The following is a 23,848-nucleotide window of genomic DNA, read 5'->3' as shown; positions in this document are numbered from 1 at the left end:
GCGGCCTTGCATTAGTGAATTGCAACTTTTATATAATTTGATGCATGGCACGCATCAATTTCGACCTCCAGGAATTGCAGGCATTCGTCGCCGTGGCGGAGCGTTCGAGCTTCCGCGCGGCCGCCGAAGACCTGCATCTTTCGCAACCCGCGCTAAGCCGCCGCATCGAAAAACTCGAGGCGATTCTCGGCGCACGCCTGCTCGACCGCACCACCCGCCACGTGGCGCTGACCAACGTCGGCCGGGTGTTCCTGGAACGGTCGCGCGCGGCGCTCGACGAACTCGAAGGCGCCATGCTGGGCGTCAGCGACCTCGCCGCCCAGCTCAGCGGACTCGTCACCGTTGCCTGCGTACCCTCGGTCGCCTACTACTTCCTGCCCTCGGTACTGCGCGACTTCACGGCCAAGCATCCGCGCATCCGCGTGCGCGTCATCGACGAAGGCGCCAATACCGTCCTGAACGCCGTGATCTCGGGACGCGCCGACTTCGGCGTGAACTTCATCGGCACCCAGGAAACGGAAGTCGACTTCAAGGCCATTTTCAAGGAAAGCTTCGTGCTGGCGATGCGCAAGGATCACCCCTTGGCCAAGCGCAAGTCGGTCACCTGGGAAGACCTGTCGGGCGAGCGCCTGATGACCGTCGACAAGGGCAGCGGCAACCGCCTGCTGATCGAAGCGGCGCTGGCCAAGAGCGGCAAACGCTCCCAGAACGCCATCGAAGTCAGCCACATCCTGACCCTGCTCGGCATGGTCGAAGCCGGCCTCGGCGTCGCCGCCGTCCCCCAGCTGGCCCTCCCCCTCACCAGCCACGCCACCCTGGTCGGCATCCCGCTCGCCAAACCCCGCGTCAGCCGCACCCTCGGCCTCATCTCCAAGCACGGCCGCGCCCTGTCCCCGGCCGCAAACTTGCTCTATGCGATGCTGAAGAACGCCGGCCGCGCGGCGAAACATTAGCCCACCCCCTCCGCGCTTCGCGCGTCCCCCTCAAGGGGGCGGCACTGGCGGACCGGCGGAGCCGGATCCGCGGTGCCCTGGGTCTAGGGCGGGTTTCTTGGAGTGTGGCGGAGGGGCTTCGTGGGTCCCCAAGCGGGGCGCCAGGGGCGTTCGATTGGTGCGGCTTGTGCCCCCCCTTGGGGCGGCCCTGCCGGACCGGCGGAGCCGGATCCGCGGTGCCCTGGTCTAGGGCGGGTTTCTTGGCTTGGCGCGACGGGCTTCGTTGGTGCAAGCGGGGCTACATGGCCGGGTCTATGAGTGCCAGGGCTTCGCGTATCGGCGCAGCTTGGGTGGGCCGCACCAGACGCGCCACCTCCCGGCCCCGATCTAGAAACACCAGCGTCGGCCACAGCTTCACCCCGAACGACCGCCCCAGCGGGCGCCCCTTCCCGTCCTCCACCTTCACATGCCGCACCTTCGCATGCCCCTCGAACGCCGCCTCCAGCAACGGCTGCGCCGCCTGGCAATACCCGCACCACGGCGCCCCGAACTCCAGCACCACCGGCTCGCCCGACGCCTCCACCTCAGCCCGCGTGGGCTCCTGGGTCGCATAAACAGTACTCATCGACATGGCTGCCTCCTTCTATGCAGCAGTATGGCAAAAACGGCGCAAGCCGCGTGCCTGCAGCCTTCCCCGCTTTCCAACCCCCTCTGCCCCACCCTCGCACAACGCAAGGGTGGCTGGGGGCGCTGGGGGGCGTCGGGGCGCCCTGGGCGTGGGCGGTGGGGTAGGTGGGGCGTCAGGTCCAGCCGCTGTTAGCCGGCCCGGCGGGGAAGCAAGGGCGAAGCTGTCCGAGCGCGGCCTTCAGGACAGTCCGGGGGACTGTCCTGGCGCGAGTTCTTCGCCCGCCCCGCCGGGCCGGCTAACAGCGGGAAGTCCCGGCCCCGCCGGGACCTGGACCTCCGCCCGCCTACCCCACCGCCCACGCCCAGGGCGCCCCGCCGCCCCTCAGCGCTCCCAGCCGCCCGACTCAAGAACCCCCAACCAGCTAAAATCCCCCTTTGGCACTCATCCCCTCCAACCTCCGCCCCATGTCGCGCACACTATTCGTCACCACCGCCCTGCCCTACGCCAACGGATCCTTCCACATCGGCCACATCATGGAATACATCCAGGCCGACATCTGGGTCCGCAACATGCGCATGCAAGGCCACACCGTCCACTTCGTGTGCGCCGACGACGCCCACGGCGCGCCCATCATGCTCAAGGCGGAGAGCGAAGGCATCACCCCTCGCGAACTCGTCGCCCGCATCGCCGCCGAACGCCCCAAGTACCTGCAGGGCTTCCACATCGAATTCGACCACTGGCACTCCACCGACTCCGACGAAAACACGGAACTGTCGCGCCAGATCTACCTCAAACTGCGCGAAGCCGGGCTGATCGAAACCCGCACCATCGAACAGTTCTACGACCCGGTCAAAGGCATGTTTTTGGCCGATCGCTACATCAAGGGCGAATGCCCGAAATGCGGGGCGAAAGACCAATACGGCGACTCCTGCGAAGTCTGCGGGGCCGTCTATGCGCCCACCGACCTGCGCAACCCGTACTCCACCCTGACCGGCGCCACGCCCGTCCTGAAGAGTTCCGACCACTTCTTCTTCAAGCTGTCCGATCCGCGCTGCTATGCCTTCCTGCAGGAATGGACCGCCAGCGTCAACGGCAACGGCAGCCCGCGCCTGCAGCCCGAGGTCTATGCCAAGACCCGCGAATGGCTCGGCGAGGAAGGCAAGCTGGCCGACTGGGACATCTCTCGCGACGCGCCTTATTTCGGCATCGAGATTCCCGATGCCCCGGGCAAGTACTTCTACGTCTGGCTCGACGCACCCGTGGGTTACCTGGCCTCGCTGAAGGCCTATTGCGCCAAGACCGGGATCGATTTCGACGCCCTGCTCGATCCGCAAAGCGATACCGAGCAATATCATTTCATCGGCAAGGACATCGTCTATTTCCACGCGCTGTTCTGGCCCGCCATGCTGCATTTCGCCCAGCGCAAGACGCCCGATGGGCTCCACGTGCACGGCTTCATCACGGTCAGCGGCGAAAAGATGTCCAAGAGCCGGGGCACCGGCATCTCGCCGCTGCGCTACCTGGAACTGGGCATGAATCCCGAATGGCTGCGCTATTACATCGCCGCCAAGCTCAACGCGCACGTCGAGGACCTGGACTTCAACCCGGACGATTTCGTGGCCAGGGTCAATAGCGACCTGGTCGGCAAGTACGTCAACATCGCCAGCCGCGCCTCGAACTTCCTCATCAAGCATTTCGACGGCCAGCTCTGCTACGAAGGCGGCGTGCCTATCGAGCTCGAGAACGAACTCAACGCCTCGGCGGGTGTGGTGCGCAATGCGTTCGAGGCGCGCGAGTACGGCAAGGCGATACGGGAGATCATGGCCGTGGCCGACCGCATCAACCAGACTTTCGACGCGGCCCAGCCCTGGGTGCTCGCCAAGCAAATCGACGACGCGGACAAGAAGCGGGAACTGCACGACATCTGCTCGCGCACGCTGGTGGGGTTCAAGGCGCTTTCGGTAATGCTGACGCCGGTGTTGCCGGCATTGACGCGCCGCGTGGCGCACGAGTTGTTCGGCCTGGGCCGGGACTTCGAATGGCGCGACGTGGTCGTGCCCCCGCAACGCGTGGCGCCCTACAAGCACTTGGCGCAGCGGGTCGATCCCAAGCTGCTCGACGCCCTGTTCGAAGCGCCCGCGGCCCCGCCTCAGGCAGCGCCCGCACCGGGCGGCGAAGAGATCGCGCCCACCATCACCATCGACGACTTTGCCAAAATCGACCTGCGCATTGCCAGGATCGTCAATTGTGAATATGTGGAAGGCTCGGACAAGCTGCTCCGCCTGACGCTGGACGCGGGCGAGGGCCGCACGCGCAATGTCTTCTCCGGCATCAAGTCGGCCTACAAGCCGGAAGACCTCATCGGCAAGCTCACCGTCATGGTCGCCAACCTGGCGCCGCGCAAGATGAAGTTCGGCGTTTCCGAGGGCATGGTGCTGGCCGCCAGCCACGGCGACGAGAAAGCCCAACCCGGCATCTACGTGCTGGAACCGGTCGCCGGCGCGCAACCCGGCATGCGCGTGCGCTGAGCAGTTGTCGCCGCGCGGTCCCGACCGGCAGCCGCGCGGTGCGGCCGGTCAAGGGGTCCGAGCCGGCGAAGATCCGTCCTGCGGAACTGCGGATTTCGCCCGGTTCACGACCATCCTGTCATTCAGCTTCCTGACGATGGACGAACCGGTCGTGACGAACAGGAACGGGAACAAGCCGTGCACCAGCCCCGCCAGGGCGGCCACGAACATCCGGCGGGCGAATCCCCACGAAGCAGCGAGATGCTCGAAGTAGGTCTCGCCCACCGATGCCGGATGCGAGGTAAACGACCATTTGCGCATGGGGAACGTCGCGGAGTTGAAAAGTCATGATTACTTTATCAATGCGACTGCGGAAAATTAATGCAAAGTTCACCGCCTAAGGAACGAAAAGAGAAATAATTTTCTCTTTTTCCCGGAAACGCGCAAACACTTTCCCCGGCGGACCCGACACGCCTGCCCACCCGACCATCGGGCGCCGCCGCCGCGCGGGGTGCAGTAAACTCCCGAATGCAACGGACGCGCCGCGGACACGAAGTCCCGATGCGGTCCGGCATGCCCGAACATAGGTTAGTCATGGCCAAGAGTTACGAATCCGATATCACCCGCTTCCTGCAGGAACTCAAACAGCAGCGTCCCCAGCTCGAGATCGAGCAGAAGAAGGGGCGTGCCCGCCTGTGGGACAAGACCATCGATCCGGAACTCGCCGAAGGCTTCAAGGCCTCGGCGGTGCCGCAGAAACCGTATGTCTACCAACCGGAAAGCTGACCTGCCCCGACATGGGCGCTTCCTCATCCCCCAACGACGGGCTGGTCGCATTGGCTGAGCCCGAGGTCGACAGCACGCCCGACGTCGTCGATGGCGTGGCCATCGCGCGGCTCTATGGCGAGCCGCTCTTCGCGCTGCCCCAGGACCTCTACATCCCGCCCGACGCGCTCGAGGTGTTCCTCGAAACCTTCGAAGGGCCGCTGGACCTGCTGCTCTACCTGATCCGCAAGCAGAACTTCAACGTGCTGGACATTCCCATGGCGGAAGTCACCCGCCAGTACCTGTCCTACGTCGACCAGATCCGCGAGCGCAACCTCGAGCTGGCCGCGGAATACCTGCTGATGGCGGCGCTGCTGATCGAAATCAAGTCGCGCATGCTACTGCCCGTACGCAAGGCCGACACCGAGGAAGAAGTCGAAGATCCGCGCGCCGAACTCGTGCGGCGCCTGCTCGAATACGAGCAGATGAAGCTTGCCGCGCAGAAGCTCGACCAATTGCCGCAGCTCGGGCGCGATTTCGTGCGCGCGCAGGTGCTGCTGGAGCAGACCACGCAACGGCGCCTACCCGACGTCAGCGCGGAAGAATTGCGCGAGGCATGGGCCGAGATCGTCAAGCGCGCCAAGCTCAACGCGCACCATCACATCTCGCGCGAAGAACTTTCCGTGCGCGACCACATGAGCCAGATCCTGAGGCGGCTGCAGAACGTGCGCTACATGGAGTTCACCGAGCTTTTCATGGAACGCGTCCGGGACGGTGCGGGCGTACCCGTCATCGTCGTCCATTTCATCGCCATGCTGGAGCTCGCCCGCGAATCCCTGCTCGAAATCACGCAGGCGGAACCCTACGCACCGATCTACGTCCGCCTCGCTTTCACTTCCGTTCACACTCACTAAGACGGCACCGGGCGGCCCGCACAAGCGCGCAACCTCGAAGCCATCTCCAACCGTACCCACCGCCATGAAGGTCGTTCACACCATAGAAGAATTGCGCGATCAACTGCGCGGCCAGCTGCGGGTGGCCTTCGTGCCCACTATGGGCAACCTGCACGAAGGCCATCTCGCGTTGATGAAGACGGCTCGGCAGCACGGCGACCCCGTCGTGGCGAGCATCTTCGTCAACCGCCTGCAGTTCGGACCCAACGAGGACTTCGACCGCTATCCGCGCACCCTGCCATCCGACATCGAAAAACTCGAACGCGATCGCAACGTCTACGTGCTGTTCGCCCCGGACGAGCGGGAAATGTATCCCGAGCCGCAGAACTTCCGCGTGCAGCCCCCTGAAGATCTGGGCGGCATCCTCGAGGGAGAATTCCGTCCGGGCTTCTTCGCCGGCGTCTCGACGGTGGTGCTCAAGCTGCTTTCCTGCGTGCAGCCGCGCGTGGCCGTCTTCGGCAAGAAGGACTACCAGCAGTTGATGGTCGTGCGGGCCATGTGCCGCCAGTTCCAGCTGCCGGTAGAGATCGTGCCCCAGGAAACGATCCGCGCCGACGACGGCCTTGCGCTATCGTCGCGCAACGGCTACCTGAGCGCCGAGGAGCGCGCCGAGGCACCGCGGCTATATGCCACGCTGCGCGATCTCCAGGCAAGGCTGCACAGCGGCGAGCGCGACACCGCCGCGCTCGAGCGCGATGCGGCCGCCACGCTGGGCGGCCGCGGCTGGAAAGTCGACTACATCGCGGTACGCCGGCAGCGCGACCTGCTCGCACCGACGCATGAGGAAGTCGAACGGGGAGAACCGCTTGTCGCGCTGGCGGCCGCCAAGCTCGGCTCGACGCGCCTCATCGACAACCTCGAGCTCTAGGCATGCATCGGCCCGCCGTGCTTGCAAGCAATTGATACAGCAGGGCGCGGCGCGAGCCCCGGCCGCCGGCGGTTCGCTACAATTTCCGGCTCCGGATGGTTTACGATACGCCCATGCTCGAAGATCTCGACCTCCTAGCCAGCCGCATACGCCAGCTGACCGAACTCACGCAAAGCCTGCGCGACGAGAACGCGGCGCTCGGCAAGAGTCTCGCCCAGCGTGACTCTCACATTCGCATGCTGCGCGAGACGCTGGCGGCGGCTCAGACACGGGTCGAAGGCGTATTGGCCCGCCTGCCCGCCGGCACGCCGCCGGCTGGCGAAGCCGAGGGCGAAAGCGAAGTGGCGGGCGAAGAACAAAGCCCGGGCGAAGGAGAGGCCAGCGCGCCTGGCGATGCCTCTCCCCCTGCGGCAGAAGGCGCCGATCCGGGCGCGCGGAGTCTATATGGAACGACTTGACGTTACGATACTCGGCAAGGAATATCCGCTGGCGTGCGAACCGTCGGAAAAGGATGCCTTGCTGACCGCGGCCAACATGGTCGATCGCATCATGCAGCGTATCAAGGCAAGCGGCAAGGTTGCGGGCAACGAACGTATCGCCGTCATGGCCGCGCTGCAATTGGCCGGCGAGTTGATGAACGCGAAATCTCCGGCCTCCGGCCTTGCGGTCGGCGACTATAAGCGTAAAATCGAAGACATGCATCGCATGGTCGATGCAGCGCTGGGAACACAAGAAAAGTTGTTTTGAGTTTTGATGTTTGTGCGGTACTTTTCGGTACTTCGCAAGCGCGTATGATCAGTTTTCCCTGCCGTGCTCGTGTTTGGCCTTATATTTCTTGGACCCATGCTAATGGCATGAGGTTGTGGAAATTGCCCGCGGGCGTGATCGTCTCTCGTCAGACGAACCCGAAGCGAGGCTGACCGCGACCACCTTGAACCCACGGTTCAAGATGCCGGCCTAGCGACACAGGCGGGGACCCTATCCAACCCGGAGCATACTCGTTATGCTCCGGGTTTTTTTATGTTTGTGGGAAACGCTTTCCCACGCGTTCGCGCATGGCCCGGGGGGGCCTGCGCTGCGGCTGATCGGAGCAAAGGGTCAGCACGTACGAATTTTTCAACTTCGTGGCATAGATAAAAACATGGATCCTTTGTTCATTGTTGTGTTGCTCGTGCTGGGCGCCTGCACGGGTTTTGCCGCCGGACTCCTCGGCATAGGCGGAGGCATGATCATGGTGCCTTTCCTGACCATGCTGTTCACCTGGCAACGTCTGCCGCCGGATCTGGTCGTGCACGCCGCGATCGCGACCTCGATGGCCTCCATTCTCTTTACTTCCATATCGAGCGTGCGCGCCCACCACAAACGCGGCGCCGTGCGCTGGGACATCGTGGCCCGGTTCGCGCCGGGGCTGGTCATAGGCGGACTGCTGGCGGGCGGCGCCGTGTTCGCCTCGCTCAAGACTGGATGGCTGGCATTGGTATTCGCGCTGTTCGTCGGCTATTCGGCCATACAGATGCTGATGGACAAGAAGCCCAAGCCCAGCCGGCAGATGCCCGGCACGGTGGGAACGTCAGCGGTGGGGACAGGCATCGGCTTTCTTTCCGGTCTCGTCGGTGCAGGCGGTGGCTTTGTGTCCGTCCCTTTCATGACCTGGTGCAACGTGCCCCTGCACAACGCCGTGGCCACTTCGGCGGCATTGGGCTTCCCTATCGCGCTGGCCAATACGGCGGGTTACATCTGGTCAGGCATGCAGCAAGAAAGCATGCAACCCGGCATGTTGGGCTATGTCTATTGGCCGGGCCTGATCGTACTGACCGTGGCGAGCGTGCTGACGGCGCCGATCGGCGCCAGTACGGCGCACAAGCTGCCGGTACGCTCGCTCAAACGCATCTTCGCCTACCTGCTCATGCTGCTGGCGGCCTATATGCTCTATAAGGCCGTCACTGCGCTGGCCGGGGCCTAGCATCGAGATGGGCCGGCAGCGGCTGCGGCCGGCCCGACTCTTCAATCAGAATAAAGGAAACACGCCATGGCTTACCGCCTTGCTGTCACACCCACGCTGCGCCGCGCCTTCTGCGGAGCGGCACTGACGGCCCTTGCCGCACTGTCGTCTGTCGCCGTTGCCGGCCCCGACGAAGACAAGTCCGGGCGGCCCACGTTGTCGCTGTCGGCGGCGGCGACTTCCGAAGTCGCCCAGGACAAGGTCACCATCACGCTCGCCCACGAAATCGAAGGCAGCGACCAGGCCAAGCTCTCGCAACAGCTCAATCAACTGCTGGAGAACACGCTGGCCGAGGCCAAGCGCAACACCGCGGTCACGGCACGCAGCGGCAATTACAACGTCTGGGCCAACGCCGACCGCAACGGCCGCATCACCGGCTGGCGTGGCCGCGCCGAATTGATCCTCGAATCCAAGGACTTCGTGGCAGCCTCGAAGCTGGCCGGCGATCTCAGCAGGCTGATGGCCGTATCCAACGTGTCGTTCTCGCTGTCGCGCGAGGCGCGGGAGGCCGAAGAACAACGTCTGCTGGCCGAGGCGGCCAATGCCTTCCGCACGCGCGCCACCGATGCCGCCAAGGCCTTCGGTTTCTCGGGTTATGCGGTCAAGCAGCTGGACCTGAGCGGCACCGGCACGGTAACGCCCGCGCCGCGCGCCTACGCCATGGCCGCTCCCGCCATGGAAGCCAAGGCGGCAGACCTGCCGCTGGAAGGCGGCAAGTCGACGGTGACGGTATCCGTGCGCGGTACCGTGTACCTGCAGTAAAACAGCACCCGCCTGCCGCCCCGCTGGCGGCAGGCGTTCAGGCCGCCGCCTGCCGGCGGGACCAGGCGAACAACCCGACTCCCGCCAGCACCATGGGTACCGACAGCCATTGCCCCATGCTCAGGCCGGCTGCGAGCACACCCAGAAAGCTGTCCGGCTCGCGGGTATATTCGACCAGGAAACGGAAGATCCCGTAGCCCATCAGGAAGACGGCGCTGACTTGCCCCAGCGGCCGCGGCTTGGCAGCGTACAGCCACACGATCACGAACAGCGCCAGCCCCTCCAGCCCCACTTCATACAACTGTGAAGGATGGCGCGCCAGGCCGTCCCGCGCCTGGGGGAACACCATGCCCCACGGCACGGTGGTCGGCCGCCCCCACAGCTCGCCATTGATGAAATTGCCCAGCCGGCCGGCAGCCAGGCCGAGGGGCACCAGCGTGGCCACGAAATCCCCCACCTGCAGGAACCTGAATCCGCGGCGCCGCGCGAACAAGGCCATCACCAGCAGGACGCCGATCAGCCCGCCGTGAAACGACATGCCGCCATGCCAGACGGCCAGGATCTCCAGCGGATGCGAAAAGTAATAGGCGGGCTTGTAGAAGAGTACGTAGCCGAGGCGGCCGCCCAGCACCACGCCAAGCACACTATAGAAAAGCAGGTCGTCGAGGTCGCGCGCGGTCAGGGCGGTCTTGCCTTGCCTGATGCGCCAGCGACCCAGCGTCCAGGCGAGGACGAAGGCCACCAGATACATCAGCCCGTACCAGCGCACGGCCAGGGGCCCGATCTCGAATGCGATGGGTGAAAACTCGGGGTGAACCAACATGAAGGGACGCCTTACAGGAGAAGGCCGGACGCACAGCCGGCCACGATGTCGGGAAGGGGGGATGATAACTCCGCGCACCCCCGGTTCCCGTGTCAGCTTATCGCCCGCAACGGCCCGCCCGCGGCGTTGTTTATACTCTGCCCTTCGACGATCACGCGCTTCACGCGCATCTTTCATCCGGAAGACAAGCAATGCCCGTTCGTTCTCTCCATCTGGGCGCGCTGCTGGTACTGGCAGCCATGCACGCCACCGCCGCGGCCCAGACCGCCGGCCCCGATCTAGCCAAGGCCAAGAATTGCATGGCCTGTCATGGCGTCGACAACAAGCTCGTCGGCCCCTCGTACAAAAGCGTCGCCGAGCGCTACGCCAGCGATCCCGAAGCGGCCGGGAAGCTGGCCCAGTCCATACGCAAGGGCAGCGTGCGCAAATGGGGAGCCATCCCCATGCCGGCGCAGAACGCCGTCAATGACGACGAAGCGCGCCAGCTCGCGGAGTGGGTCCTCTCGCTCAAGCCCTGAGCGGACCAGGGGCGGCCGTCCGGCGCCCGCCGCAGGCATACACTATGGGCGTGGGCGCCCCGGCGCCGTTACCCAGGCGAGGAAGGTCATGGCTCAACAAGTCGAGAAAGCCGTATTCGGCGGCGGATGCTTCTGGTGCGTCGAAGCCGTATTCCAGCAGATCGAGGGTGTGTTGCGTGCGGAGTCGGGCTATGCCGGCGGACACGTGGAGCGGCCCACGTACGAGCAGGTATGCTCGGGCAACACCGGCCACATCGAGGTGGTTACCGTCACCTACGACCCCGCCGCGATCGACTACCACGAACTGCTGGAAATATTCTTCGCGTCGCATGACCCGACCACACCGGACCGCCAGGGCAACGACGTCGGGCCGCAATACCGGTCGGCCATCTTCTGGCAGACGCCCGCCCAGCTGGAAGCGGCGCGCGAAGTCATTGCCGATCTGGAAGCACGCGGCGTATTCGGCGCCCCCATCGTGACCCAGCTGCTGCCGCCGGCCCCCGTTTGGCCGGCCGAGGACTATCACCGCGACTACTTCCTGCGCAATCCCGGCCAGGGCTACTGCGCCTTCGTCGTTGCGCCCAAAGTCGCGAAAATGCGCAAGAACTTCGCCCATAAGCTCAAGAAAACCTGAAGGAAAACGCCCCATGATCGTGCGCAGGAGACTGCTTGCGGGCAGCCTCGCGCTGGCAAGCGCAGCATTCGCACTGCCGGCGCCGGCGCAGGACGCGCCCTATCCCGCCCGCCCCATTCGTTTCGTCGTGCCCTACCCGCCCGGCGGTCCGCTGGACGTCATGGCGCGCGCGCTGGCCGAAAAAGTGCGTCCCGCACTGGGCCAGCCAGTCATCGTGGAGAACAAGCCCGGTGCGGGCGGCAACATCGGCGCCTACCTCGTCGCGAGGTCGGCGCCCGACGGCTACACGATAGTAATGGGGGCCGTAGCCACCCATGCGATCAATCCGGCCTTGTTTCCTTCCATACCCTATGACCCGGTCAAGGATTTCTCGCCCATTGTCCTCGTGGCATCGGTACCCAATGTCCTTGTCATGAATCCCGCCACCGCCGCCAAGCTGGGGATCGGTTCGGTGCAGGACCTGGTCCGCTATGGCCGGCAGCATCCCGGCCAGCTCAACATGGGATCGGGCGGCAACGGCAGCGCCGGACATCTGGCCGGCGAACTGCTGAAAACGCGCGCGGGCGTGTTCGCCGCGCACATTCCCTACGCCGGCGCGACGCCGGCACAGATGGCGCTGCTGGCGGGCCAGACCGATTTCATGTTCGACAACCTCGCAGCCGCATCGGCGCTGATCGGGTCCGGCAAGCTCAAGGCGCTGGCGGTGACCACTGCCACGCGATCGCGCCTGCTTCCCGAGATACCCACGATGATGCAGGCCGGCGTGCCGTCCTTCGACCTGGGCACCTGGTTCGGCATCTTCGCGCCTGCGCACACACCTGAGCCCGTGGTGCAAAAATTACATCAGGAATTCGCCGACGTGCTGAAGAGTCCCGACATGCGGCGGCGCCTGGCGGACATGGGTTCGGACGCGGAGCCCGGCACGCCCGCCTCGCTCGCGGCACTGGTCGAAGCCGACCTGCGCAAGTATGCCGAGATCGTCAGGATTTCGGGCGCCAAGCTGAACTGATCGAGGGATCCGGGTCGGCCTCGGCCACCTGCAATCCCGGCATCTGCGCAAAGGCCGCCATCCGGCGGGCATGCATGCGCCACACCAGTTCCACCGCATTGCGCACGCCGAGCTTGGACAAGACGCGTGCGCGGTGGACTTCGACGGTGCGTATGGAAATCCCCAGCCTGTCGGCGATCACCTTGTTCGCCCTTCCTTCGACCAGCAGGTCCATGACCTCGCGCTCGCGCGGCGTCAGAACACAGATCCAGTCCGCACCGTCATCCTCCTGGCGGATATGCCTCATCATCCTTCCTTTCCTTCTCTTTTCCTTCTTTCGAATGCGTCGTTGCCAATCATGCATCCGATACTCGCCGACAAGTCTTGCACGTATTGTCCGAGGAAAAAATCTGTCAAGGCTGACAGGAGTCTGAACATCAGATAGATCAATTTGGCACAAAGTTGTGCCGATCCATCATTTTTCGGGAAAACCCCGACCCAATACGAACAATTTCATGATTCACGCGACCTTCCCGTGAGCTAACATGCCCGCCTTGCAAGTGAAGTCAGATAGGAGCCCACTTCCAATGCGCATACAGTCTCAACAGAACTTCTGGTCGGGGGTGATGTTCGTCGCTCTCGGCCTATTTTTTGCGGGGTTCGCCGTCGAATACCAGATGGGTACCGCAGCCAAGATGGGACCGGGATATTTCCCCTTCTGGCTCGGCGTGATCCTGGCGATCCTCGGCGCGATCATCGGTATCTCCGCGCTGTCGCCCAAGGCCGAAAAAACGGTGGTGCCCAAGTTCCACCTCAAGATCATGGCCATCATCATCGGCAACGTGATCCTGTTCGGCATTTTGCTGCGTCCGCTGGGCCTCTATCTGTCCGCATTCCTCCTTGTGCTGCTGGCCAGCATGGCGAGCCACGAATTCAAGTGGAAAGTCGCGATCATCAACGGCATCTGTCTGACGATCGCTGTCCACCTGATCTTCATCATGGGCCTGGGTCTGATCTTCCCGTTGTGGCCTTCGTTTCTCGGTTTGAACTAAGGAAAGCCATCCATGGAAGTGATTGATCACTTGGCCATCGGTTTTGGAACGGCATTATCGGTCCAGAACGTCATCTACGCATTCCTGGGTTGCCTGATCGGAACCCTGGTGGGCGTGCTGCCGGGACTCGGCCCCGTCCCCACCATCGCGATGCTGCTGCCCATTACCTATGCGCTGCCGCCCGTCGCCGGCCTCATCATGCTGGCAGGCATTTATTACGGCGCCCAGTACGGCGGCTCCACTACGGCCATTCTGGTGAACCTGCCAGGCGAAACCTCAGCGGTGGTCACCTGCCTGGACGGCTACCAGATGGCGCGAAACGGACGGGCCGGGCAGGCGCTGTCCATTGCGGCCATCGGCTCGTTCTTCGCCGGCTGCGTCGGCACGCTGCTGATCGCTGCGTTCGCACCGCCCCTGGCTGAAGTCGCGTTCCAGTTCGGTCCCGCCGAATACTTTTCGCTGATGTGCCTGGGCCTGATCGGCGCCGTGGTGCTGGCCTCCGGTTCCCTGCTCAAGGCCATCTGCATGATCCTGCTGGGTCTGCTGATCGGCATGGTGGGTACCGACGTGAACTCCGGCGTGGCGCGCTTCTCGTTCGGCATCCCCGAGCTGACCGACGGCATCGACTTTGCCGCGGTGGCGATGGGCGTGTTCGGCTTCTCGGAAATCATCAACAACGTCGAGCAAAAAGAAGAGCGCGAAGTCTTCTTGGACAAGATCGGCCACCTGTACCCCACCTGGGCCGACCTCAAGGACGCCGCCCCGGCGGTGGTGCGCGGAACGGCCATCGGCTCGGCGCTGGGCATCCTGCCCGGCGGCGGCGCGGTCATGTCGGCCTTCGCCTCGTACACGATCGAGAAGAAGCTCTCCAAGAAGCCCGAGACCTTCGGCAAGGGCAACATCCGCGGCGTGGCCGGTCCGGAATCGGCCAACAACGCCGGCTCGCAGACCTCGTTCATCCCGCTGCTCACGCTGGGTATCCCGGGTAACGCCATCATGGCCCTGATGGTAGGCGCCATGACCATCCACAACATCCAGCCCGGCCCGCAGGTCATGACCTCGAACCCGGACCTGTTCTGGGGCCTGATCGCCTCGATGTGGATCGGCAACCTGATGCTCGTGATCCTGAACCTGCCGCTGATCGGCATCTGGGTCAAGCTGCTCAAGGTCCCCTACCCCATCCTGTTCCCGGCCATCCTGCTGATCTGCTCGATCGGTGTCTACACGCTGAACTACAACGTGTTCGACATCTGGATGACGGCGGCCTTCGGTATCGTGGGCTACATCTGGTCCAAGCTGAAGTGCGAAGGCGCACCGCTGCTGCTGGGCCTGGTGCTGGGCCCCATGATGGAAGAGAACTTCCGCCGTGCCCTGCTGTTGTCTCGCGGCGACTTCACGACCTTCGTGACCCGTCCGCTGTCGGCGACCCTGCTGGTGATCGCGGCGATCCTGGTGCTCATCGTGGCCTCGCCCACGATCCGCAAGAAGCGCGAAGAAACCTTCGTCGAGGATTGATGCAGCACCCTGCCGCCCCTGCGCGGCGAACGAAAAAAGGCGCCCAAGCGGCGCCTTTTTTCATGTACCCTATCCCGTCCACTCAATCACTCCTCCCCACGCCGGTCCGCCATTCGCCTCCCGGGGCGCGCGCAAGCGCGTGGGGAACATTGCCATGGCATCGATCGGAACCAGAAGCTACGAACCCACCGGCCCGTTCAACGTCAGCTTCATCGGGCTGGGCGTCATGGGCTTTCCCATGGCCGGGCACCTGGCCCAGGCGGGCCACGCGGTCCGGGTCTACAACCGCACGCCCTCCAAGGCACGCCTATGGGTGCAGGAATTCGGCGGCACCCATGCTCCTACACCGCGCGAGGCGGCGGCCGATGCCGACTTCGTTTTCGTCTGCGTCGGCAACGACGATGACCTGCGCAGCGTGGTGCTGGGGCCGGACGGTGCGCTGGCCGGCATGAAGCCCGGCGCGCTGCTGGTCGATCACACCACCGCCTCGGCCAAGGTGGCACGGGAGCTCCATGCCCTTGCGCGGGACCAAGAGATTGGTTTTATCGATGCGCCCGTCTCGGGCGGCCAGGCAGGCGCGGTCAACGGCGTGCTGACCGTGATGTGCGGGGGCGACGTCGACGCGTTCGAACGCATGCGGCCGGTAGCCCTGAGCTATGCGCAAGCCGTGACCCGCGTCGGCGAACCCGGCGCCGGCCAGCTGGCCAAGATGGTCAACCAGATCTGCATCGCCGGATTGGTGCAGGGCTTGTCCGAAGGCATCGCTTTCGGCATGAAAGCCGGCCTGGACATGAAGCTGGTGCTGGAGGTGATCTCCAAAGGCGCGGCCCAGAGCTGGCAAATGCAGAACCGGGGCGCCACCATGGTCGACGACCAATTCGATTTCGGTTTCGCCGTGGACTGGATGCGCAAGGATCTGGGCCTGGTGCTGGAAGAAGCCCGCAACAATGGCGCCCGCGTGCCCGTCACGGCGCTGGTGGACCAGTTCTACGCGGACCTGCAGCAAATGGGCGGCAACCGCTGGGACACCTCGGCGCTGATCAAGCGACTGCGCTGATCAAACCGCCGCACCGATCTACCCGCTTAGGCGGAGCTACCGCCGCGCCGTGACCCCGGCCCCCATGGCAAGCCCTCAGGCCAGCGCGGCCAGGGTCTTGTCCAGGGGCCAGGCCAGGTCCACGACCAGCCCGGCGATGCCGTCCAGGTCGTCGAGGCCGACAAATGGCAGGAGCCTCGACGGCGGCGCAACGTCGCTGACGACCGCGCCTATGCTCGAATCGTCGGGATAGAGCCAGGACTTGCCATTCGCCGCGCGATGCACCTCGATCTTGACGTGGGCATCGCGCTTGAACCCTTCGACCAGTATGAAGTCGACCGGAGAAAAGCGGCCCAGCAGCTCGCCGAGTCGCGGTTCCGGCGCGCCGCGCAGCTCGTGCATCAGCGCCCACCTATGGCTGGATGCCACCAGCACTTCGGAAGCGCCGGCCTCGCGGTGCAGATAGGAATCTTTGCCCGGCTTGTCTATGTCGAAGGTGTGGTGGGCATGCTTGAGCGTCGATACGCTATAGCCCCTTTCCCGCAACGCAGGGATCAGTCGCGACAGCAGCGTGGTTTTGCCGGCACCGCTCCAGCCGGCCAGGCCCAGGACGCGCGTCATCAGATCAGTCCGTCGAAGGGCAGCACGTCAACCAGATCGCCGGCCGCCACGTTCCCCTGCTCGTGGTCCAGCACGACCAGGCCGTTGGCCTCGCTCATGCTGCGCAGGATGCCCGACCCTTGCGAGCCCGTGATGCGGACCTCCCAGCCCCCGCCCGCTGCGGGCGTGACGATACCGCGCTGGTATTCGGTGCGCCCGGGCTTCTTGCGTATGGCGCCGACGCTGGCGGCGCGCAGCATGGGCAGCGGCTCGGGCCGTGCGCCGCTCATGGCCAGCAGCGCGTCGCGCACCAACGCGTAGAACGTCACCATGACGGCCACCGGGTTGCCCGGCAAGCCGAAAAGGATGGCGCTGCGCCCCTCGGTGTCGATGCGGCCGATGGCCATGGGACGTCCGGGCCGCATGGCGATGCGCCAGAACAGCACGTCGCCCAGCTTCGCCATGATGGTCTTGGTGTAGTCGGCTTCCCCGACGCTCACGCCGCCCGAGGTAATGACCACATCGGCATTGGCCGCGGCGGCACGGAAAGCATCTTCGAGCGCCCGCGGATCGTCGCGCACCACGCCCATGTCGAGGATGTCGACCCCCAGCCGCTGCAGCATGCCCCACAGCGTATAGCGGTTGCTGTCATAGACACACCCCGGATCGAGCGCCTCGCCGATGGAACGCAATTCGTTGCCGGTGGAGAAAAACGCCACGCGCAGCCGGCGCCAGACGGGCACCTCGGCCCGGCCCAGCGAGGCCAGCATGCCCAGATCGGCAGGCCGCAGCACGCGGCCCGCGGCGAGCGCGACTTCGCCCCGCGCGAGGTCCTCGCCGGCCAGCCGCCGGTTTTCGCCAGGCTTGACCGCTCCGGCCGGTATGGTGACCCGGTCCCCGTCCAGCCTCGCGAATTCCTGCGGCACCACCGTGTCGAGCCCGCCCGGCATGGTGGCGCCGGTCATGATGCGGACGCACTGCCCGCGCGAGACGCTGCCTTCGAAGCCCTTGCCGGCCAAGCCGCTTCCCACGACCTGCAGCACCGTATCACCGCCATTTGCGAGATCGGCGCCGTGGAGCGCATAGCCGTCCATGGCTGAATTGTCGTGAGCCGGCACGTCGATGCCGGACACGATGTCGCGCGCGAGCACGCGGCCCAGCGCAGAACGGAGCGCCAGCATTTCGACGCCTTCCACCTGCGGCACCAGGCGGGCGATGAATTCGCGTGCCTGCGCCACGGGCAGCGCATTGGGATCGTAGCCGTTGACGCAGGACGAAATTTCTTCGAGGGTAGGAGTCTTGTCGTTCATGGCGTCATAGCTGCTGCAGTTCGGCCAGCGTATTGGCTCCCGCGAAAGCCAAGGGATCGTCGAAGGGAACCTCGACACAGCGGCGCGTGGCGGTCCATTTGTCGATCTTGCGTTCACCGGCCGAGGTAAAGGCGACCAGGCTGTCCAGTAATTCGGCCTTCATCAAACAGAACACCGGCTGCGTGCGCAGGACCCCGCCCTCGCGTGTAGCAGCCATCGCGATTTCCGCGTCGGCCTGCTCCAGCGCGTGCGCCAGCCGGGCGACCAGGTCGTCCGGGAACTTGGGCGTATCGCAGGGCACCGTGGCGAGGTAGGCGGTCTCGCAATGCTCGAGCCCGGTCAGGAATCCTGCCAGCGGCCCGGCGTAGTCAGGCAGCGCGTCGGGCCATACGGGCACGCCCATGGACTCGTACGCCGCCAGGTTCCGGTTGGCATTGATCAGGATCTGCCCGACCTGGGGCCCGAGCCTGAGCAGCGCATGCATGGCCAGCGGAATGCCCCGGTAGTTCTGCAGACCCTTGTCGACGCCGCCCATACGGCTGCCGCGGCCACCGGCCAGGATCACGCCGGTAATGGAATCTTTGTCGATCATGCGGCTGAGTATAGACGACCGGCTCGTCGATTTTCGCCGCTGGCGCGGTGGTGGTCTAATATCGATTATCGGCCCTGCGACATGCAGTTTTTCACTTACGAGTCCGCCCCATCCATGGCCACTTCCGAATCCATTCTCCAAGCCCTGCAGACGGTCGTCGACCCGAACACCGGCAAGGACCTCGTCACCACCCGCGCGGTCAAGAACCTCGAGGTGAACGGCGGCGACGTCTCGTTCGACGTCCTGCTCGGCTATCCCGCCAAGAGCCAGATCCCCGCCTTGCGCAGCGCGCTGATCGCCGCGGCCAAAAGCGTTCCGGGCGTTGCCAACGTCAGCGCCAACGTGCGCACCGAAATCATCGCCCATGCCGTGCAGCGCGGCGTGACCTTGCTGCACGGGGTCAAGAACATCGTCGCGGTCGCCTCGGGCAAGGGCGGCGTGGGCAAGAGCACCACCGCCGTCAACCTGGCGCTGGCGCTGGCCGCCGAAGGCGCGCGCGTCGGCCTGCTCGACGCCGACATCTACGGTCCCAGCCAGCCTCTCATGATGGGCATCGACGCGCGCCCCGTCAGCGACGACGGCAAGACCATGGAGCCGCTCGAGAACTACGGCGTGCAAGTCATGTCCATCGGCTTCCTGGTGGCGCACGACGAAGCCATGATCTGGCGCGGGCCCATGGCGGTCCAGGCCCTCGAGCAATTGCTGCGGCAGACCAACTGGAAAGACCTCGACTACCTCATCGTCGACATGCCGCCCGGCACCGGCGACATCCAGCTCACGCTGAGCCAGCGCGTGCCGATGACCGGCGCGGTGATCGTCACCACGCCGCAGGACATCGCGCTGCTCGACGCGCGCAAGGGCATCAAGATGTTCGAGAAGGTCGGCGTGCCCATCCTGGGGGTGGTCGAAAACATGGCAGTCCATGTCTGCAGCCAGTGCGGCCACGTCGAGCACATTTTCGGCGCCGAAGGCGGCAAGAAGATGGCGGCGGAATACGGCGTGGACTACCTGGGCGCCTTGCCGCTGGACATCAACATCCGGCTGCAGGCCGACAGCGGCAAGCCCTCCGTGGTGGCCGACCCCGATGGCGAGATCGCCGGCCTCTACAAGACCGTCGCGCGCCAGGTGGCGGTGTCCATTGCGGCCAAGAACAAGGACTTCTCGTCCAAATTCCCCACTATTTCCATCAGCAGCGATTCCTGAGTGCCGACATGAGCAACCGGGCGCCCTCCATCGACGTAGCGGTGATCATGCGCAAGGAGCGCGTGCAAGGCCCGATGAGCCGCTGGCAACCGTGGCAGTGGACGCTGGACGACGTGGTCATGAACGAGCCCGCGTTCGGCACCGCGCCGCACCGGCTTCGCGCGGACACCGAACGCGAACTGTGGCTGCACCCCGGCTACACCGTGGAGTTGTTCAGGGACGATGCCGAAGGCTACTACTTGAACGCGAGCACCGAGGCGCCATGCTGGTTCGTGATGTGGCGCATGGAAGACGCGCGCGACGCGGACCACGAACCGCTTGCCCGCCCGCAGCTGGTCACCCTCAGCTACTACCATGCGGGCCGGCTGCTCGATGCCCAGGAAACGGTCGAGCAGGTTCCCGCGCCGACATCCGTCGTCGAATGGCTGCGTGCCTTCGTGGCGGAACACTATGTTCCGGAACCCAAGCGCAAGCGCAGGCCCGTCAGCTTCGTTCCGCTCCAGGACCGCTTCGGCAATCCCGCCTCGGTCAGTACCGGCGTCGGGCGCAAAGGAGAGGACTCATGATTGCAATCATCGCGGCGACACTCCGTTCCGACGCCTGTGCGCGCCTGCGAACCGTTCGCCATGGCTACCGATAACGGACGCTTTCTCAGCCGCTGGGCCCGCCGCAAAGCCGAGGCTCGCGTGGCACAGGAGCGGGACGAGCGTCCCGCGGAGGACACGCGCGCGCCGCTTGCCCCGTCAACGACGCCAGACGCGGCGGCTCGCATGGAAGCCCCCGCCGCCGACCAGCCGCTTCAAGACGCAGCCTCGCCGCCGCAGGCTACCAATGCCCAGCCCGCAAGCGAGGCCGATGCACCGCGCCTGCCCACGCTGGAAGACCTCGCGGCGCTGACGCACGACTCCGACTTCTCGGCCTTCGTGCAACCAGCCGTGGCCCCGGAGGTCAAGCTGGCGGCGTTCAAGAAGCTTTTCTCCGACCCGCACTACAACGTCATGGACGGCCTGGACGTCTACATCGACGACTATTCCTCGCCCGAAGTCCTGCCGGCCACAGCGCTCAAGAAAATGGTGAGCGCACGCGTCCTCGCCCTGGTCGAAGACGAACCCGAAGCCCCGCCTGCGGCGCCGCCGGCGGGCGACGAGAACGCTCCGCACGATGCCGTAGGGGGCTCGCCGGCCACGGCGCCCCTTGCGGGATATGCCAATAATGCCGCCGCAGGATCCGTGCTAGAGTCGGAAGGACCGGCCGATGCCGACGGCGACGGCCAGACGCATTTCGATTTTCCCGAGCCCGATCGCCGCACATAGCGGGGCTCCTCGAGTACCTCATGCCCACACTGATTTGCGACTGCAACAAGACCATGCCCCTGGAGGCTGACGCCCTCGGGACGGCGCTGGACGAGCAACTGGTCCTGCATTCCACGCTTTGCCGGCACGAGGCCGGTGCGTTCCAGCAAGCCGTCACGGGCACGGCGCCCGTCGTGGTGGCCTGTACGCAGGAAAAGCGCCTGTTTGCGGAAATCGGCGAACAGACGGAAGGCGCCGTCGCGCCGGTGCGCTTCGTCAACATCCGGGAAACCGGGGGATGGAGCCGGGATGCGGCCTCTGCGATGCCCAAGCTCGCTGCCTTGCTGGCCGCTGCGCGGCTGCCCGAGCCCGATCCGGTGCCCACCGTGACCTATCGCAGCGCGGGGCGGTTGCTCATCGTCGGCCCGCTCGATGCGGCCGAACGCGCGGCCGCCATGCTCGACGATGCCCTGGAAGTCACGATTTTCGCCCGGGGCGGGCGGGCATCCGGCGGCGAACAGGAACGGCGCTACCCTGTCCTCGGCGGCCGCATCGAGTCCCTGCGGGGCTGGCTGGGCGCCTTCGACCTGGCCTGGACCCAGGACAATCCTATCGACCTGGACCTTTGCACGCGCTGCAACGCCTGTATCGCAGCCTGTCCCGAAGAGGCTATCGGTCTCGATTACCAGATCGACCTGGACCGCTGCCGTTCCCACCGTGCCTGTGTACAGGCCTGTGCCGCCGCAGGTGCGATCGACTTCGACCGCGCCACCGACCGGCAAGAGGCCCGCTTTGACCTGGTCCTGGAGCTGGGCGGCCAGACCCTGTTCACCCAGCACGCACCGCCGCAGGGTTATTTCGCCTGGGACGGCACCGATCCGGCGCCTCTGCTGAAGGTGCGCGAGCTGGTCGGCGAATTCGAAAAGCCCAAGTTCTTCAGCTACAAGCAATCGCTGTGCGCGCACAGCCGCAACGACACCGTGGGCTGCCGCGCCTGCATCGACATCTGCTCGGCCCGCGCGGTGGAAAGCGACAAAGGCCGTCAGCAGATCAAGGTGAACCCCAACCTCTGTGTCGGTTGCGGCGCCTGTACCACCGCGTGCCCGACCGGCGCGCTCACCTACGCCTATCCCTCCATGGCGGACCACGGCGCGACGCTGCGCACCCTGCTGGCGACCTACGCGCAGGCCGGCGGGCAGGCGCCGGTCGTGTTGGTCCATAGCCAGGAGGCGGGCCGCCGCCTGGTCGAACGGCTGGGACGCGAGGCCGGATTGGGCCGCCGGCACGGGATTCCCGCCAACGTCATCCCGCTGGGCGTCTGGCATACGGCCAGCCTGGGCCTGGAAGCGTGGCTGGGCGCCATCGCGCTCGGCGCCTCCCAGGTGGCCGTGCTGGCCACCGACGAAGAAGCGCCGCAATACCTGGAGGGACTGCAAGCGCAGATGGACATCGCGCAGACCATCCTGGAAGGTTTGGGGTACCAGGGACCGCACCTGCACCTGTTGCGTCCGGCCTCGGCCGGCGAACTGGACGCTGCGCTGCACGCGCTGGCGGCGCGGCAGCCGGGCGTTCCGGCCATCGCGGCCCGTTTCGCCATGGTCCGCGAAAAACGGGCCACGCTGGAACTGGCGCTCGATCACCTGATCGCCCACGCGCCGGCCGCGGCGGGCAAGGCTCCCGAAGCCATCCCGCTCCCGGCAGGCGTGCCTGGTGCAGGATCGCCGCTGGGCAGCCTCGCCATCGACACGGAAGCCTGTACGCTTTGCATGAGCTGCGTGGGCGCGTGCCCGTCCAGCGCACTGCTGGATAATCCCGACGCGCCGCAATTACGCTTCCTCGAAAAGAACTGCGTGCAATGCGGCTTGTGCGTGTCGACCTGTCCCGAAGATGCCCTGCGCCTGGAGCCGCGGCTGCTGCCGACGCCCGAACGCAAGCAGCCGCGCGTACTGAACGAGACCGCGCCCTATCACTGCGTGCGCTGCAGCAAGCCCTTCGGGACGCAGAAGGCGATCGAAGCCATGCTGGCACGCCTGGGCGGGCACCCCATGTTCCAGGGTAGTGGCCTGGAGAGACTCAAGATGTGCGGGGATTGTCGCGTGGTCGACCTCTACACCGCCTCCAACGAAGTGCGTATTACCGATCTATGACCGCGTCAATTTCCCCCGCCGACATCGGCTCCGCCTCGCTGGACGAGGAAATCGCCCGCGCCGAGGTCTACGGCGTGCTGGCCCAGCTGTACTATGCGCGGCCGGACCCGGCCTTCGCCGCGCGCCTGCGCGAAGCCCCCACCGATGCGCCGACGGCGGGCGCGTTCCTGGAAGCGCCCTGGCGCGACCTCGTTTCCGCCGCGCGCGCGGCGGATGACCAGGCGTTGCGCGACGAATACGACGCGCTGTTCGGCGGCCTGGGCAAACCCGAGGTCTACCTGTACGGCTCGCACTACCTCACCGGCTTCCTCAACGAGAAATCGCTGGTCAAGCTCAGGGACGACCTGGCCGGCCTCGGGCTGGCCCGCGACCCGGCCATGCCGGAAACCGAGGACCACATTGCCTATTTGTGCGAAGTCATGCGCTATCTGATCGCTGGCGATGATGCGGCGCAATGCAATCTTGCCAACCAGCGCAGCTTCTTCGGTGCCCACCTGCTGCCATGGGCGCCGGCCATGTGCGATGCGATCTCCGGCCATCCCAGGGCTAGCTTCTATGCTGCGCTGGCCGAATTCACCCGCGCCTTCGTGAGCGTCGAAGCCCAGGGATTCGACATGCTGCCCTGATGATGAATATGACACCCCGTTTGCCGCTGCCACGGACGAGCGACAATTGCCTGTAACTGGTTACAAGCGGTACAGTATGCACTGTATTTCATATG

The 23,848-nt window shown here is 65.3% G+C and carries 26 protein-coding genes, 1 other RNA gene and 1 pseudogene; 21 read left to right on the top strand and 7 right to left on the bottom strand.

What is annotated here, in order from left to right:
- Positions 1-44: 44 nt before the first annotated feature.
- Entirely contained in the window at positions 45-953 is a 909-nt protein-coding gene (locus tag QHC78_RS12805; RefSeq protein ID WP_319745095.1) for a LysR family transcriptional regulator, read from the top strand.
- A 277-nt stretch (positions 954-1,230) separates the two neighbouring features.
- On the opposite strand, the gene QHC78_RS12800 is transcribed toward QHC78_RS12805, so the two are convergent.
- The gene (locus QHC78_RS12800) at positions 1,231-1,563 is read right to left on the bottom strand and encodes a thioredoxin family protein (RefSeq protein ID WP_319745093.1); all 333 of its coding nucleotides are present in this window, start codon (positions 1,561-1,563) and stop codon (positions 1,231-1,233) included.
- Positions 1,564-2,024: 461 nt separating this feature from the next.
- On the opposite strand from QHC78_RS12800, the gene metG reads away from it, so the two are divergent.
- The gene (metG, locus tag QHC78_RS12795) at positions 2,025-4,088 is read left to right on the top strand and encodes a methionine--tRNA ligase (RefSeq protein ID WP_319745091.1); all 2,064 of its coding nucleotides are present in this window, start codon (positions 2,025-2,027) and stop codon (positions 4,086-4,088) included.
- Positions 4,089-4,136: 48 nt separating this feature from the next.
- Here the strand turns inward: metG and QHC78_RS12790 are convergent, their stop codons facing one another.
- A complete protein-coding gene (locus QHC78_RS12790) occupies positions 4,137-4,388 on the bottom strand; it encodes a DUF6356 family protein (RefSeq protein WP_319745089.1) in 252 nt (83 codons plus the stop codon).
- 273 nt (positions 4,389-4,661) lie between these two features.
- On the opposite strand from QHC78_RS12790, the gene QHC78_RS12785 reads away from it, so the two are divergent.
- The 8 genes from QHC78_RS12785 (at position 4,662) to QHC78_RS12750 (ending at position 9,417) form a co-directional block, all read left to right on the top strand.
- Complete coding sequence (locus QHC78_RS12785) at positions 4,662-4,853, top strand: DUF3460 family protein (protein WP_319745087.1); 192 nt, start codon at positions 4,662-4,664, stop codon at positions 4,851-4,853.
- A gap of 11 nt (positions 4,854-4,864) precedes the next feature.
- On the top strand, positions 4,865-5,746 hold the full coding sequence (locus tag QHC78_RS12780; RefSeq protein WP_319745085.1) for a segregation and condensation protein A: 882 nt from the start codon (positions 4,865-4,867) through the stop codon (positions 5,744-5,746).
- 64 nt (positions 5,747-5,810) lie between these two features.
- The gene (gene panC / locus QHC78_RS12775) at positions 5,811-6,653 is read left to right on the top strand and encodes a pantoate--beta-alanine ligase (RefSeq protein ID WP_319745084.1); all 843 of its coding nucleotides are present in this window, start codon (positions 5,811-5,813) and stop codon (positions 6,651-6,653) included.
- A gap of 113 nt (positions 6,654-6,766) precedes the next feature.
- Positions 6,767-7,111: a coiled-coil domain-containing protein gene (locus QHC78_RS12770; protein ID WP_319745082.1), complete on the top strand. Its 345-nt coding sequence runs from the start codon at positions 6,767-6,769 to the stop codon at positions 7,109-7,111.
- Positions 7,098-7,400: a cell division protein ZapA gene (locus tag QHC78_RS12765; RefSeq protein WP_319745080.1), complete on the top strand. Its 303-nt coding sequence runs from the start codon at positions 7,098-7,100 to the stop codon at positions 7,398-7,400. Before QHC78_RS12770 ends, QHC78_RS12765 begins: the two co-directional genes overlap by 14 nt.
- A gap of 52 nt (positions 7,401-7,452) precedes the next feature.
- Positions 7,453-7,633, top strand: a non-coding RNA gene (gene ssrS / locus QHC78_RS12760) — 6S RNA.
- 161 nt (positions 7,634-7,794) lie between these two features.
- Positions 7,795-8,616, top strand: a complete 822-nt coding sequence (locus tag QHC78_RS12755; RefSeq protein ID WP_319745078.1) for a sulfite exporter TauE/SafE family protein — start codon at positions 7,795-7,797, stop codon at positions 8,614-8,616.
- 66 nt (positions 8,617-8,682) lie between these two features.
- Entirely contained in the window at positions 8,683-9,417 is a 735-nt protein-coding gene (locus QHC78_RS12750; protein ID WP_319745076.1) for an SIMPL domain-containing protein, read from the top strand.
- A gap of 37 nt (positions 9,418-9,454) precedes the next feature.
- Here the strand turns inward: QHC78_RS12750 and lgt are convergent, their stop codons facing one another.
- Positions 9,455-10,240, bottom strand: coding sequence for a prolipoprotein diacylglyceryl transferase (gene lgt, locus QHC78_RS12745; RefSeq protein WP_319745074.1), 786 nt, complete (start codon positions 10,238-10,240; stop codon positions 9,455-9,457).
- Positions 10,241-10,431: 191 nt separating this feature from the next.
- Between lgt and QHC78_RS12740 the strand changes: the two genes are divergently transcribed.
- The 3 genes from QHC78_RS12740 (at position 10,432) to QHC78_RS12730 (ending at position 12,401) form a co-directional block, all read left to right on the top strand.
- Positions 10,432-10,758, top strand: coding sequence for a c-type cytochrome (locus QHC78_RS12740; RefSeq protein WP_319745072.1), 327 nt, complete (start codon positions 10,432-10,434; stop codon positions 10,756-10,758).
- Between the two features lie 88 nt (positions 10,759-10,846).
- Complete coding sequence (msrA, locus tag QHC78_RS12735; RefSeq protein WP_319745070.1) at positions 10,847-11,392, top strand: peptide-methionine (S)-S-oxide reductase MsrA; 546 nt, start codon at positions 10,847-10,849, stop codon at positions 11,390-11,392.
- Between the two features lie 13 nt (positions 11,393-11,405).
- The gene (locus QHC78_RS12730; RefSeq protein WP_319745068.1) at positions 11,406-12,401 is read left to right on the top strand and encodes a Bug family tripartite tricarboxylate transporter substrate binding protein; all 996 of its coding nucleotides are present in this window, start codon (positions 11,406-11,408) and stop codon (positions 12,399-12,401) included.
- Between the two features lie 85 nt (positions 12,402-12,486).
- On the opposite strand, the pseudogene QHC78_RS12725 reads toward QHC78_RS12730, so the two are convergent.
- Positions 12,487-12,639: pseudogene (locus tag QHC78_RS12725) on the bottom strand (response regulator transcription factor); the annotation flags it as partial.
- 328 nt (positions 12,640-12,967) lie between these two features.
- Between QHC78_RS12725 and QHC78_RS12720 the strand changes: the two are divergent.
- The 3 genes from QHC78_RS12720 (at position 12,968) to QHC78_RS12710 (ending at position 16,004) form a co-directional block, all read left to right on the top strand.
- Complete coding sequence (locus tag QHC78_RS12720) at positions 12,968-13,432, top strand: tripartite tricarboxylate transporter TctB family protein (RefSeq protein ID WP_319745066.1); 465 nt, start codon at positions 12,968-12,970, stop codon at positions 13,430-13,432.
- A gap of 12 nt (positions 13,433-13,444) precedes the next feature.
- On the top strand, positions 13,445-14,947 hold the full coding sequence (locus QHC78_RS12715; protein WP_319745064.1) for a tripartite tricarboxylate transporter permease: 1,503 nt from the start codon (positions 13,445-13,447) through the stop codon (positions 14,945-14,947).
- 154 nt (positions 14,948-15,101) lie between these two features.
- A complete protein-coding gene (locus tag QHC78_RS12710; protein WP_319745062.1) occupies positions 15,102-16,004 on the top strand; it encodes an NAD(P)-dependent oxidoreductase in 903 nt (300 codons plus the stop codon).
- Between the two features lie 75 nt (positions 16,005-16,079).
- On the opposite strand, the gene mobB is transcribed toward QHC78_RS12710, so the two are convergent.
- The 3 genes from mobB to mobA are packed head-to-tail and all read right to left on the bottom strand — an operon-like array spanning position 16,080 to position 18,485.
- Complete coding sequence (gene mobB / locus QHC78_RS12705; protein ID WP_319745061.1) at positions 16,080-16,604, bottom strand: molybdopterin-guanine dinucleotide biosynthesis protein B; 525 nt, start codon at positions 16,602-16,604, stop codon at positions 16,080-16,082.
- Positions 16,604-17,893 (bottom strand): molybdopterin molybdotransferase MoeA, encoded by a 1,290-nt coding sequence (gene moeA, locus QHC78_RS12700; protein WP_319745059.1) that lies wholly within the window; start codon positions 17,891-17,893, stop codon positions 16,604-16,606. The genes mobB and moeA overlap by 1 nt, the downstream gene beginning before the upstream one ends.
- A 4-nt stretch (positions 17,894-17,897) precedes the next feature.
- Positions 17,898-18,485 carry a molybdenum cofactor guanylyltransferase MobA gene (gene mobA / locus QHC78_RS12695; protein ID WP_319745057.1) on the bottom strand — a complete coding sequence of 196 codons (588 nt, stop codon included), beginning with the start codon at positions 18,483-18,485 and terminating at the stop codon, positions 17,898-17,900.
- Positions 18,486-18,599: 114 nt separating this feature from the next.
- Here mobA and apbC point away from each other — a divergent pair, with 114 nt between their 5' ends.
- From apbC to QHC78_RS12670, 5 genes are read left to right on the top strand one after another with little or no spacing between them, the layout of a single operon-like run.
- The gene (gene apbC, locus QHC78_RS12690; protein ID WP_319745055.1) at positions 18,600-19,688 is read left to right on the top strand and encodes an iron-sulfur cluster carrier protein ApbC; all 1,089 of its coding nucleotides are present in this window, start codon (positions 18,600-18,602) and stop codon (positions 19,686-19,688) included.
- Positions 19,689-19,696: 8 nt separating this feature from the next.
- Positions 19,697-20,254 carry a DUF3305 domain-containing protein gene (locus tag QHC78_RS12685; protein ID WP_319745053.1) on the top strand — a complete coding sequence of 186 codons (558 nt, stop codon included), beginning with the start codon at positions 19,697-19,699 and terminating at the stop codon, positions 20,252-20,254.
- A gap of 60 nt (positions 20,255-20,314) precedes the next feature.
- Positions 20,315-21,001, top strand: a complete 687-nt coding sequence (locus QHC78_RS12680; RefSeq protein ID WP_319745051.1) for a DUF3306 domain-containing protein — start codon at positions 20,315-20,317, stop codon at positions 20,999-21,001.
- Between the two features lie 20 nt (positions 21,002-21,021).
- Positions 21,022-23,127, top strand: coding sequence for a 4Fe-4S binding protein (locus tag QHC78_RS12675; RefSeq protein WP_319745049.1), 2,106 nt, complete (start codon positions 21,022-21,024; stop codon positions 23,125-23,127).
- The gene (locus QHC78_RS12670) at positions 23,124-23,753 is read left to right on the top strand and encodes a TorD/DmsD family molecular chaperone (protein WP_319745047.1); all 630 of its coding nucleotides are present in this window, start codon (positions 23,124-23,126) and stop codon (positions 23,751-23,753) included. The genes QHC78_RS12675 and QHC78_RS12670 overlap by 4 nt, the downstream gene beginning before the upstream one ends.
- Positions 23,754-23,848 lie beyond the last annotated feature (95 nt).

The sequence above is a fragment of the Pigmentiphaga sp. genome (assembly GCF_033795525.1).
Taxonomy (GTDB): domain Bacteria; phylum Pseudomonadota; class Gammaproteobacteria; order Burkholderiales; family Burkholderiaceae_B; genus Pigmentiphaga.
Note: the sequence above shows the minus strand (reverse complement) of the source record. Positions and strands in the feature narration are given on the sequence as shown.